Consider the following 12,957-nt stretch of genomic DNA (forward strand, 5'->3'; position numbering starts at 1 on the left):
GTTACATCACTTCCTCAATCGCTTTAGTCACATGTTCATTGGCGATGATCGAATCATCTTCTTGGAGTCCGAAGGCGACGTTCTCCTCAATCCATTCACGGCGGTGGGTGACGTTGTCACCCATCAAGACCGAGACACGCTTGTCCGCGACAGCCGCATCGTCGACTGTGACACGGATGAGTGTACGCGTATCCGGGTTCATCGTCGTCTCCCATAATTGATCCGCATTCATCTCACCGAGACCTTTGTAGCGCTGGAGGATATAGCCTTTCTTATACACCTTGACGAGCTTCTCGAGCGCCTCTTCATCCCAGGCATAGTCAAATTGCTCGGACTTGCCTTTCCCTTTTGAGATGCGATAGAGCGGTGGCAAGGCGACGAACACACGGCCCGCCTCAACGAGTGGACGCATATAACGGAAGAAGAATGTGAGAAGGAGCACTTGGATATGCGCGCCATCTGTATCGGCATCCGTCATGATGATAATCTTATCGAAGTTACAGTCGTCCAAGTCGAAATCGTGACCGACCCCGGCACCAATCGCATGGATGATCGTGTTGATTTCTTCATTCTTCATGATGTCCTGGAGTTTTGACTTCTCCGAGTTGATGACTTTTCCGCGTAACGGAAGGATGGCTTGGAACGTCCGGTCACGCCCTTGTTTGGCGGAACCACCGGCCGAGTCCCCCTCGACGAGGAACAGTTCGTTCTTTGCGGCATTTTTCGACGTCGCCGGCGTCAGTTTCCCGTTCAAGATACTCGAACGTTTCTTTTTCTTGCCGTTACGTGCCTCTTCACGTGCCTTACGTGCCGCCTCGCGAGCCTGTGCCGCGCGAATCGCCTTTTTGATGAGCATCGTGGCCATCTGCGGGTTCTCCTCTAGGAAGATCGTCAGTTGCTTCGCCATGACGCTATCGGCACTCGCACGCGCCTCCGGGGAGCCGAGTTTCGATTTCGTCTGTCCCTCAAACTGGAGGAACTCCTCCGGGATTCGGACCGAGACGATGAGCGTGAGTCCTTCACGAACATCACCGCCGTCTAGGTTCTTATCCTTCTCTTTGAGCAGTCCGTTCTTACGCGCATATTCATTCATGATCCGGGTCATCGCCGTCTTAGCGCCGACCTCATGCGTTCCACCGTCACGCGTCCGGACGTTGTTGACGAATGAGAGGACGTTCTCGGAATAGGCGTCCGTGAACTGGAAGGCGAGCTCGATCTCAATCTCGTTCTCCGTCCCTTCGAAATAGACGATCGGGTGGAGCGTCGCCTTGTCGTCATTTAAGTACTGAACGAATTCGGCGATTCCATCCTCGTAATGGAACGTGTCTTGTTTATCGGTACGCTCGTCCGTGAGTGAGATCGTCAATCCTTTTAAGAGGAAAGCTGATTCACGGAGGCGTTCGGCGAGCGTGTCATAATTATACGTCGTCGTCGAGAAAATCGTTGCATCCGGTTTGAAATAGACGCTCGTCCCGGTCTGACGTGTCTTGCCTGTCTCAATCAAGGTTGTTTGAGGCACACCACCGTCCGCAAATGTCTGTTCGAACACCTTGCCGTCACGGTGAATCGTCACGACGACCTTGCTTGAAAGGGCGTTGACGACAGAAGCACCGACACCGTGGAGTCCGCCCGATGTCTTATAGCCACCTTGTCCAAACTTCCCTCCTGCGTGAAGGACCGTGAAGATGACTTCTGGGGTCGGTTTCCCAGAGGCATGCATCCCCGTCGGCATACCACGACCATGGTCACGGACCGTGATCGCGTCGTCCTTGTGGATCGTCACATCGATTTGACCACCGAAACCGGCGAGCGCCTCATCGATCGCGTTGTCGACGATTTCATAGACGAGATGGTGAAGTCCGCGATGGTCGGTTGACCCGATGTACATCCCCGGTCGTTTTCGTACGGCCGTGAGTCCTTCGAGCACCTGAATGGCGTCTTCATTGTAATTAAATAGATCTGTTGACATAGCAGTCACCTCAATTTCGAACACACGTTCGTTTTTCTTTCCTATTGTATAGCTGTTCATCGATTCTGGCAAGCCTCCCATGTCAGGCGTTGCTGAAAAAAAGGAGACCTACCAAGGAGGTAGGTCTTATCCGAGTAGACGAGCATGCTCCACGTACAGGCAGCGATTCTCAACGTAGTCGAGTCCGGCATCGCGCACGATTTGCTCCGCCTCTGGACTTGAGAGACCGAGCTGGTTGAAGACGAGCCCGACATCCCCATGTCGTACCGCGTCTTCCGCGACACCTGCTAAAAATTCGCTGCGACGGAACACGTCGACAATATCGATTCTACCCGGGATGCTCTCGACGGACGGATACGCCTTGCGACCGTTCCATTGTTCGAGCATCGGGTTGACAGGGATGACGGTATAGCCGACGCGTAGTAGATACTCTGCAATCTGGTTGGCCGTCTTGTTCGGGTTGTCGGACACGCCGACGACCGCGATGGTCTTCGCTTCAGACAAAAGTTGCTTCAAACGCTGATCATCCATCCAAAATCCCCCTTTGGTTTACGTTTACAGTGTAACGTTACATTCCTTCCTGTTTCAAGTCCTATTTTCATCATAAGGTATAATGACCCAACATTACAATTTCAAGACAAATCAATATGGTTTACATAACAAATTATCGTCTACCTTTTATTTCGCGATAAAATTTATTAGTTGATTAACCACTCGATTTATAAACAATCATGCAACTCATGAACATTGCGTGAAATATCTATTTCACGCAATATAAGAAGCGAATTAAAAGCGTTTTTCGGTTCGGTTTTTGGTGACTTTTATATAAAATCAGTCTCTCTTTCGATATACTAAAAGAAGGGAGGTGTGAGATGGGAACAATTTATGAATCCCGACGCGGAACACTTTACAATGAGCGCATTACCTTTTACGGAAACGCGATCGCCTGGATGGTTCACTTTTTATTTTGCATCTTATTTTGGCGATTAGACGTGACTTCCTTATTCTTATCAAACGGATTGAGTATCATCTACTACACGATTTCCTTTTACTTTGTACATAAACGATGGTACGGAATTTTCTTTACTGGACTCTTTATTGAAGTTGTCTATAATGCAATGATTTCGACGTTCATCCTCGGATGGGGAGTCAACATGCATTATTTCATCCTCATGATGGCATACGGTGTTTTTTTCATGCCAAGCGTGACGAAAACGCAACGGATCCTGGCTACCCTCCTCGCGATGGTGATCTACAGTATCCTTTTCATCTTCGTATCGGATGGACAAGTGACAATATCAGCAAGCTTCGAACAGGCACTCGGTCTCTTTTGTATCCTATCGACCGTCATGATGATTGCCGGTCTCTCGTTCATTTTTGAGTCAGCCGTCGTCGAAGTGACGGATGAATTAGAACTATCGAATGAACGACTACAAATCCTCGCATCCACGGACGGATTGACCGGACTCTTGAATCGTAAAATCGGACAAGAACAGGTTGCAGAAGCGATTGACAGAGCTGCCCGTGAACATATTCCGTATGCGATTGCCCTCGGTGATATCGATCGATTCAAATCATTCAACGAGACGTATGGGCATGATTGTGGGGACCGTGTGCTCCAACAAGTCGCATCTATCCTGTCCGATTGTGACGGGATTACGGTCCGCTGGGGAGGAGAAGAGTTTCTGCTTTTCTTAACCGACCCATCTGGAAACTTTTATGAGTCGATCGAACGGATAAGGCGAACAATCGAAGCCACGAGCTTTTTTTACGAAGGTCAGCGTCTTCATGTGACAATGACGTTTGGTCTGGCGATCCGACATGACTTCGATACAGTCGCAGAAATCGTCAAAGAAGCAGATGACGCTCTCCGCGAGGGAAAACGAAATGGCAAGAATCAAGTCAGATACACGTAAAGAAAGGAGACATAAATGAGTATATTCCGCCAACTTGGACAACGGCAGACACCGACAACGACGAAGCGTTTCGAGTTGAACGGACTGCACCGATTGCCGACATTTATCCAACAGTTCTTTCATCACTTAGCTGCAAAACACTATTCCAAACAGACAGCCCAACGTTACGTGTACGATGTATTAGACTTCTTTCGCTGGGTCGAGCATGTGAGTGGAACCGAACTCGAACCGGATACGATCGACTTAGCGTCATTCACCGAGCTCGATCATGCCGGAGCAGAGGCATACGCTTCCTATCTCGCACTTGAACTAGAGAACGCACCAAGCGTCATCAATCGAAAACTATCGACGTTACAATCACTCTTCAATTACTTGATTGAGACCAATCAAGCGACGGTGAATCCTTTTCAGACAGTAGAACGACCAAAACGAGCCAAACGTAACCCGGTCTATCTGACAGAGTCAGAATGGCTCGATTTCTCGACACTTGTTCGGAGCAACGTCGGTATGACGAATCGGGAGGCTAGTCGTTATGAGGCAAATCGTACCCGAGACTTTTTGATTATTCAACTGCTTGGACTTACGGGTATGCGCGTTTCTGAGCTCGTCGGCCTCAGCTGGTCCGATATCGACCTCGAAACAGAGACGATTCGCGTGATCGGAAAAGGAAACAAGGAGCGGGTGATCCCGATTGCCGGACCGCTTCATCCTCTATTGATTGATTTCCGACAACATTCGAAAGACGGTGCGCTATTTCAGAATGAGAACGGTAGACGGATTGCAGTGCGAACGGTTCAGCATTTGCTTAAGGGACATATCGACCGCTTGAAACCGTATCTCCCCTTTTTGACATATAAGCAAGTGACGCCGCATAAACTTCGACACACATTCGCTTCACGACTCGCCATGAGCGGTGTCGACGTATTGACGATCCAGCAATTACTCGGCCATGAATCCGTAGCCACGACACAAGTATATGCCCATATCGGAGATGAACGAAAAAAACATGCGATATCAGGTTTACAGTAATATGTTATGTAAACTAATAATCCAAATATAACCACCATCCAAAAAAACGGATGGTGGTTATATTTATGTGTTAGACATTGACAATACCAGAATAGTATCGTCGATGACCATGTAATAGGCATTATCATATGCATGTCGCTCTTCCGTTTCTAAATCGAACATCACGACACTGCTCGTCAAATCTTCCGTAAATTCATGAACAAGGTACCGTCGTCCAATGACACGTTCGAACGGTTCCACGTCAATGTAACGGGCCCCTGTCGCAATGTCGATGACTTCCGTATGCATGTCGCTCTCATCTATTTTAATAAAGATAGTCGAACCGACATCGTCATAGGTGAAATCAAGCGGTTCATAGGCTCCCCAATCGACGACGGATACTTCATGTAAGACATCCGGTGCCGTCAAGTCGTAAATGACCTCCTCATTCAACGCATCCACGAAAGCAGAGAAGCGGAGAAGTCCGTCATTCTCGCCTAAATATTGAACGGTGTCCCCTTCACCTTGCAAGCGAAGAATATCATCGAATGGCAATTCTTCTCGTTGATCCCAAACCGCTTCGACCGCTTCCTTGAGTGGACAAATCAGTAGCGCCTCTGAGTGATCGATCGGATCGTCCGGTGAGATTCGACCATTGTCGAGTGCATCGTAGTAATCGAATTCATCAAGTCGCGCATTACAGACGATATAGGAGACCCCTTTGAACGTCGTTGTGAACAGATAAAGCTCACGGAAGCGTTCCGTCTTCCCGACCAATCGTTCGTCTCGGATTCGTTCACGTTGTCCCGTCACCCGATCATATAGCCATGCCTCATCCGATGACTCAAACGCCGTCAAAAAGAGGAAGTAACGATTGTCGAGAACCCAAAATAACGTACTGTTGCCTCTCTTATCGAACGTCGTGATCACTTCTTCTTTGCCTGCCTTGTACGAGAAAGCAATCAGCTCTGTTTTAATGACACCTTCACTTTCCGGAATCTCGTTTAAAAAGTAAACCACGTCCCCATCGACGAACAGTTTGGGGTACCCGTAATCTTCGTATACCCGACGATTCAATTGCGTGATTGCTCCATCTTCTTCATCATAGCGAAAGAGTGAGAAAGACGTACGCTCCTCTTTCTTTCGGAAATATAAAGAAGACGATGTAACCGCAATCACATCTTCGTGATCGATGGGTAAGGTTCGTGCATCAACGATTCTCATAAGGCACCTCTCTCGATTCCAGATTCAGCGGGTTCGACTGTAACAAGCCCAGGTGGTCGTTTCGGGAACGTGATACGAAGATGTGCATATTCAATCACCAATTGATGCGGATGGCTTTTCTCAATCCAGCGAATCCGTTGTTGATTCGCGAGGGCATGTCCGATTTTCTCTTCCATTTGGAATTTAGAAATGTCGCGGAATGCTACTTCTTGAATGTAGGTTTCCTCATCCGTTTCAAATTGTTGCCAGATTCCCATAATCAATTGCCCGAGTGCCGACACACGCCGTTCAGGAAGTGTAATCGTCCCGAGTGTCCGACTCACTTCTTTTAAACATTCGTTTGGGTCATTTGATACGGCAAATAATCGTTTTGCCGTGTTATTCATGACACGATATCGTCGTTTGCCGGTCTCGAGTCGAAGGACTTGAGCATACGGTTCGACCGGAACACCATGAAAGAAGGTTTCCGTACCGCCCCAGGCGAACCCAAAGGATGGATCGAACTTCCGAATCGTCTGCATAAACGACATCATAAAGTCCTCGACTTCTCGTCGTTCGAGTCGTAGCCATTCGGCTAGGGCAAGCGTCCCTTTGTCCTTCGAGATTCGATCAATTGGAAAGAAGAGCTCACCATCAGCGAGTCGATGTGGTTTTAGTTCCACACCATCTGCCCGGTAATCGGTTGACGGGCGCCCCCCTCTTCCTGCATATATGACCCATTCTTCATCGGTGCTTTCAACCGCATAAGCTTGATGAGCCCATGGGGGCGTCACATAAAGAGCTGGATACTCTTCGAACGTATCAAGGTGGATGTAGGAACGGTCATTCCAGAGATGTGCGATGAGACGGACGACTTCACCGGTTTCTGAATCTTTCGGGGCGATATAATTCCCCGTGTCCCCGATAAATGTCAACACATGGAACCCATATCCGTTATATAGGTGTCGAACGATCCGTTCGAAAACGGCCGTCACCATGCGTTCGAAAAGCGGGTGATCCTCATTTCGATCGAGCGCAGGTGAATCGACCGTACACATCAGCCAACCCATCCGCTCATAGAGACGGACACGGAGCGGATAAGAGATCAACGGAGAAGAGCTCGCATGAATCTCAGTCAAGCGGATATTGGACATATTTTCGACTTGCAACGTGAAACCACTGCGCCGCAACTGCTCCTCCATCTTTTTCTTCCAATTGATTGACTCCATCCTATCCACTCGCTTTCTCTTCATCTCATTGAGAATTTTTTCCCGATTCTCGATTTACACAAACGCCTTTCGTTTCATTTGCGTGTTCAGACGTCGAATCGCCTCATCCAATAGTTCACGACGTGTCCCGATATTCATTCGCTCGAACGTGTCACCATGAGGTCCGAACGGACTTCCAGGAGACAAGAAAATCCGGACATCCTGATGGAGCCACGACTTCCGCTCCTCGGCAGACATCGGAAGCTCCGAAAAGTCGATCCACAATAAATAGCTCGCCTCAGGACGTGCCGTATGAAGCATCGGCATAGTTGATTCGATCGAGTCGATCACGTCGTTCATCTGTTGCTCAAGCTCTTCCCGCAACTGATCGAGCCATTGCTCCGCACGTTTGTCGGTATAGGCCGCGATGATGGCCGTATTCGCGAACGGTGTCGGGAGGACGTGATGTTTGTTCTGTACTTTCGTAATCTGTTTCCGCCAGTCATCGACCGGACATATGATGTAGGATGCAAATAAACCAGCGATATTGAATGCTTTCGATGGCGCACTCACCGTGATGACGCGAGGGTCGAGTGAGCCGATAGCGGTATGTTTATGAGACGGGAACGTCAAATCTGCATGAATCTCATCGGCGACAACGATGACATCATATTGATTCGCTAGTTCCACGACCTTCTCTAGTTCTGTTTTTGTCCAGACACGACCGACCGGATTATGCGGGGAGCAAAGCAAGAAGAGCTTCGCTTGTTTCATCGCATCTTCGAGTGCGACGAAGTCCATCTCATATCGTTCATCGATTTTCTTTAACGGGGCATCCAATACCTGACGCTTCGAACCGACGACGAGTTCATGGAACGGCGGGTAGACGGGTGACTGGATGACAACCCCTTCCCCCTCTTCGGTCAACGCCTCGACGATATGTGTCAACGCGGGGACGACCCCACTTGAGAATAAAACATGGTTCGGGTCAACATCCAAACCATGGCGACGTCCATACCAAGAAGACACCGCGTCCTGCGCTTCAGGTGCAAACAAGGTGTAGCCAAATTCCCCTTGAGCGGCTTTTGCGGCGAGCGCCTCAGAAATGGATGGCGCGGTACGAATATCAATATCCGCTACCCATAGCGGCAACACCTCTTCTGACAGATGGAACCACCGATTCAATCCATCCCACTTCACCGAATTCGTACCTGTTCGTTCAAGTTGTTGTTGTAAAATTGATTTCATGTTCATCCCTCCTTCTCTTACTGTATCAAAGTTGATTCACCTGCGTGCTAAAAAAGCATGGCAGTTTTTTGCCGACTTCGTTATACTCGATCGAGATAAGAAAGGAGGCACGTCAATGCGTGTTACCGTCATCCCTAACAAACGAAGAAAAAAAGCCGCATTTTATGTCACGCCAAACGGCATCGAGCTACGTATTCCAGCACGTTTGTCTAAACGTGTCGTCGACCGCATACTAGAAGAGCACGACACATGGATTCATGAGATATCGCAAAAGCTCCCTCGACAGACGTCCGTTCTCGATGAGGGGCTCGTTTTTCATGGGAAAAACTATCCGACCCAAATAGATGATGGCACGACTCTCCGATTTGACGGTTCCTCATTTTTCGTTCCGAAGAGATGGGACGAAAACGCCCTGGCTAAACATTATGAGACATGGCTACGTGAACGCGCGCTAGAATATGTAATCAACCAGGCACCGACTTACGAAAGATTATTGGATGTTAAAGCGAAAAAGATTCGGATTGGTCATCAAAGGACACGGTGGGGATCATGTAGTTCGAATGGAACCATCTCCATCAACGTCCGACTCATGTTGGCCCCGAAAAAAATCATGGACTATGTCATCGCTCACGAATGGACGCATCTCGTTCATTTCGATCACTCTGCCTCGTTTTGGAACACGTGTCGTACCATTTATCCAGAAGTGGATTTTGCGAAAGCTTGGTTAAAACAAAATGGACATGCATTACAATTCAAAAAAACCGATTGACCCTATAATGGGCCGGTCGGTTTAAAGGTTTGACGTAAACGTTTCCGCCGTCTCATGTAGTTCTGCGGCTGCCTGTTCGAACGTATGGAAACGGTCCATCGTCTGTTCCATCGTCTCGGCGCTCAACTGAATCTCTCGATTGGACTGCGTGACCCCATCGACAATTTTTTGGAGTTCAACATTCATGGCTTCTGTGTTTGAGTTGACGTCGACAACCGCACGCTCGACCATCCGGGAGAGGTTCCGAACTTCCGTCGCTACGACATTGAATCCAAGTCCGTGTTCTCCAGCCCGTGCCGCTTCGATGGCAGCATTGAGGGACAATAGATTCGTTTGAGCGGCGATTGCTTTGATTGACGACGCGATCTTGTTGATATCTTCAGCTTGGCGCCGAAGCTGATGGAGAGCGTGCAAGTTGTTCGCTGCATCCTCGGCGAGCCGCTCAATCGTTGCATGTAACACTTTCGTGTCATTCATCCCTGTCTTCGCCTTATCGTCGAGCACATCGGTCATCAATTTGAATCGACTGGCATAATCTTTGATCACTTCTTGACGTTCGGTGATATCCGAGGCAATCTTGACGACACCGACGACCTCTTCCCCTTCTAGGATCGGCATGTACGTTGCTTCTAGCCAAATCGTCTCCCCTTTTGCATTCAATCGTTCCACTTTATCCGAGAAACTGAAACCACTCCATAATTTATCCCAAAATGCCGAATATTCTGGACTATTGACAAAGGAAGAAGGGCAGAAAAAGTGATGCTGCATGCCAATCATCTCCTCGCGTCTGTATTTCATTGCTTTCGCAAACGTATCGTTCACATCGACGACCCGGCGTTGACGATCGAATCGAATCATCGCCATATTCATTTCAATGGATTGAAAAACGTCTGCAGATTGAATTTCTTTTTGGTTCAAAGTACTCATTATAGATAGCAACCTTTCTTATTCCTAGGATGTTCGTACTAAATCGTGAATTTCAGTGTAACGTATCCTATAACATACCATTACTCTCTTTTTATACAGAAGGTCAATATCTTGTTTTTGAAGTATTTAGCATATGAAAAGGCACCAATGGGCGCCTTTCATTCTCGCAAGTCCGGAAAATAGGAGAAGAATGTTTCCGCTCCCGCACTACTCAGTTTGAACGTTTGATTGCTTGATTCATCCGTCACATAGACGTCTATCTTTTTGGACCGCTTCTTGAAGCTTAATTGAAACTCCTGCCCTTTCCATCCATCGATGATGGTGAGGAGCGGATAGTCCCCCACTTCCCCAGCTCGATTCACCGGTTCTGCCTCCTCAAATGCGTTCATCAAATCAGACATGTTGATGCCTGCCGCACGTAATGCGTCCGGATAATCAAGCGTTGTCGCATCGTCTAGTGATGATTTATGGACAAAGACGAACGGACCGCGCGGCACTGAAGGATTGGCAATGAGTCCTGCTTCAGTTGTTTCTTTAATGGACTCTTCCGTGGCAAACTCGCCTTTCGTGTACGTCAAGCTGACTTCTTCATTCACACGCTTTCCATTTTTCATGTATGAGAAAGTATAAAGAGGCGTCTTAACGTTTGGCTCTAATGTATCCGTCTGAAGAACACGTTCGACTTGCAACTCTTCGAACTGGATGGGTTCATGTGCCCATTCCTTCTCATTTAACACAAGGAACGGTTGAATGGATGGAGTCCCGTTCTCTGTCTCGAAGTAAAAATGGGCTGCTTTCAATTTGTCATTATATCCAAGCGCAATCTTAGCGGTTCCCATTTGCGCATTATATGGCTCAATGAAGGAGATAGGAAAGATTCCTTCCTGATTACCAACCGTTAATGCAATCGCTCCATTCAAAGGAGAAGTCAAATGAACCATCGTGTCTTCAAATAAGTTGATGGGCATACCGAGGTATTCTGATGAATCACTCTGCTCCACAATCTCTTCTTCCTCTCTTGTCCCGACTTCAATACTCGGGATGCTCGGAACCTCCACACCGGATGTCAAGTCAAGAAAATCGGGAAGTTCATCAATCTTTCCTAACCTCATGTTGGAATAGTCACCGTCGTAGCAAATCGTGTAATTTTCTTTTCCTTTCAAGAAAGTCACCAATTTATATGAGCTCGGGTCATAATCTGATATCATGACTTTCCGACTCACCGCATATGAATTGAAAACCGTCACATCCCCCTCAATCTGAGGGAGCGGTTCACCCGTACAAGCGCCGAGAATCGCAGTCGACCATGTCTCTGAGTCCGTATCCATCTGGTTCGCATATAAATCGTTCACGTTCCATTGCTCGGGCATATAGTCTAGCTGCACGACATCCTTCTTTTCACTACCACACCCTGTTAAAAGCACGACTGTACATAACATCAATACCATTCGTTTCATCATGACTTTATATACTCCGGAAATATCTCCAAGAATCGTTCTGCTCCTTCACTTGATAATTTAAATGTTTGACTCCGAAGTGAATCCGTCAGATAGATATCGATTTTCTTGGATCGCTTCTTAAAGCTTAATTGAAATTCCTGACCCATCCATCCGTCAATGATGGTAAGGCTCGAATAGTGATTCACTTCTCCAGCACGTTTGACAGGTGTAGCATCCTTGATTGCGCCCATCAAATCAGATATGTCGTTCTCTTCAGCCGTTAGAACGTTTGGATACTGAATATCGATTGCACCGTTTAATGGCTTCTCATGAACATAAACGAATGGACCATTTGAATCGCTCGCGTTTTGAACAGGATCATGTGTCGAAAATTCACCATTCAAATAAGTTAAACGGATCTCCTCATTCACACGTTTCCCATCTTCAATGAAGGAGAACGTGTAGAGAGGCGTCTTGACACCCGGTTCAAGAATGTCTTCCCGAAGTACCTGTTCTACTTGTAGCCCTTCGAATTGAATCGGCTCATGTTTGTGCTCTTTTTCATTCCACACGACTAAAGGAAGTATGGTCGTCAATCCATCTTCTTTCTCATAATAAAAATATGCTTCTTTCGATTGTTCGTCATACCCAAGCGCGATTCCCACTTCTTCCGATTGGGCACTAAACGGATCTAGATGAGAAATGGGGAACAGTCCTTGTTGGTCTCCAATCGTTAAATCGATTTGGCCATATAATGGGGGTGTCACATGAATCATCGTCCCCTCGAGGAGACGGACGGGCGCAGGATAGTAATGACCTTCGTCTTTCTGTTCCATTTGTTTCAATTCTTCATGTGTACCCGTGCGAATCGTTGGCGTACTCAAGATGTCGGTCCCTTCTTCCGTATGAACGAAGTAAGGGAATTCATCTATCTCTTCCGCCCTTATTTGCTCTGAAGCACTGTCATAGCAAACGGTGTATGGTTGATCTCCTTTCATATACATCACGATTTTATATGCATCGTCGAATTTTCGATTCAATTCATACGAGCGATAGACGGTGACGTCCTCTTCGATTCGTGAGATTGCATTCCCGGAACACGCATCGAGTAAATCAGGAGTCCACATCACCGACTTGGCATCCATATGACCTGATTGAAGATCTTTCACATTCCAGTTTTCTGATATGTAATCTAGCTTTACGACATCCATTTCCTCGTCACCGCAACCTGTCAATAAACCTACACAACAAATGAGTAAAAGGATTCGCT

Annotated in this window: 11 protein-coding genes; 3 read left to right on the forward strand and 8 right to left on the reverse strand. The window is 47.5% G+C overall.

Annotated elements, in window-relative coordinates; all coding sequences use genetic code 11:
• Position 1: 1 nt before the first annotated feature.
• Both parE and KNO66_RS04085 read right to left on the reverse strand, forming a co-directional pair.
• Positions 2-1,969 carry a DNA topoisomerase IV subunit B gene (gene parE / locus KNO66_RS04080; RefSeq protein ID WP_214742372.1) on the reverse strand — a complete coding sequence of 656 codons (1,968 nt, stop codon included), beginning with the start codon at positions 1,967-1,969 and terminating at the stop codon, positions 2-4.
• Between the two features lie 126 nt (positions 1,970-2,095).
• Complete coding sequence (locus tag KNO66_RS04085) at positions 2,096-2,500, reverse strand: CoA-binding protein (RefSeq protein WP_214740681.1); 405 nt, start codon at positions 2,498-2,500, stop codon at positions 2,096-2,098.
• Positions 2,501-2,841: 341 nt separating this feature from the next.
• Between KNO66_RS04085 and KNO66_RS04090 the strand changes: the two genes are divergently transcribed.
• Positions 2,842-3,885: a GGDEF domain-containing protein gene (locus KNO66_RS04090; protein WP_214740683.1), complete on the forward strand. Its 1,044-nt coding sequence runs from the start codon at positions 2,842-2,844 to the stop codon at positions 3,883-3,885.
• Between the two features lie 15 nt (positions 3,886-3,900).
• Positions 3,901-4,914 (forward strand): tyrosine-type recombinase/integrase, encoded by a 1,014-nt coding sequence (locus tag KNO66_RS04095; protein WP_214740685.1) that lies wholly within the window; start codon positions 3,901-3,903, stop codon positions 4,912-4,914.
• Between the two features lie 63 nt (positions 4,915-4,977).
• On the opposite strand, the gene KNO66_RS04100 is transcribed toward KNO66_RS04095, so the two are convergent.
• From KNO66_RS04100 to KNO66_RS04110, 3 genes are read right to left on the reverse strand one after another with little or no spacing between them, the layout of a single operon-like run.
• Positions 4,978-6,117, reverse strand: coding sequence for a hypothetical protein (locus KNO66_RS04100; RefSeq protein ID WP_214740686.1), 1,140 nt, complete (start codon positions 6,115-6,117; stop codon positions 4,978-4,980).
• On the reverse strand, positions 6,114-7,325 hold the full coding sequence (locus tag KNO66_RS04105) for a hypothetical protein (protein ID WP_214740688.1): 1,212 nt from the start codon (positions 7,323-7,325) through the stop codon (positions 6,114-6,116). The genes KNO66_RS04100 and KNO66_RS04105 overlap by 4 nt, the downstream gene beginning before the upstream one ends.
• Before the next feature lie 54 nt (positions 7,326-7,379).
• Complete coding sequence (locus KNO66_RS04110) at positions 7,380-8,552, reverse strand: MalY/PatB family protein (protein ID WP_214740690.1); 1,173 nt, start codon at positions 8,550-8,552, stop codon at positions 7,380-7,382.
• A 115-nt stretch (positions 8,553-8,667) separates the two neighbouring features.
• Between KNO66_RS04110 and KNO66_RS04115 the strand changes: the two genes are divergently transcribed.
• On the forward strand, positions 8,668-9,321 hold the full coding sequence (locus tag KNO66_RS04115) for a M48 family metallopeptidase (RefSeq protein ID WP_214740692.1): 654 nt from the start codon (positions 8,668-8,670) through the stop codon (positions 9,319-9,321).
• Positions 9,322-9,342: 21 nt separating this feature from the next.
• Here KNO66_RS04115 and KNO66_RS04120 read toward each other — a convergent pair whose 3' ends face one another.
• The 3 genes from KNO66_RS04120 to KNO66_RS04130 form a co-directional block, all read right to left on the reverse strand.
• Positions 9,343-10,248, reverse strand: a complete 906-nt coding sequence (locus tag KNO66_RS04120; RefSeq protein ID WP_214740694.1) for a methyl-accepting chemotaxis protein — start codon at positions 10,246-10,248, stop codon at positions 9,343-9,345.
• A gap of 158 nt (positions 10,249-10,406) precedes the next feature.
• Entirely contained in the window at positions 10,407-11,708 is a 1,302-nt protein-coding gene (locus KNO66_RS04125; protein ID WP_214740697.1) for an outer membrane protein assembly factor BamD, read from the reverse strand.
• Positions 11,705-12,898 carry a hypothetical protein gene (locus KNO66_RS04130; protein ID WP_251128053.1) on the reverse strand — a complete coding sequence of 398 codons (1,194 nt, stop codon included), beginning with the start codon at positions 12,896-12,898 and terminating at the stop codon, positions 11,705-11,707. The genes KNO66_RS04125 and KNO66_RS04130 overlap by 4 nt, the downstream gene beginning before the upstream one ends.
• Positions 12,899-12,957 lie beyond the last annotated feature (59 nt).

The sequence above is a fragment of the Exiguobacterium sp. s48 genome (genome assembly GCF_018617395.1).
GTDB lineage: Bacteria > Bacillota > Bacilli > Exiguobacteriales > Exiguobacteriaceae > Exiguobacterium.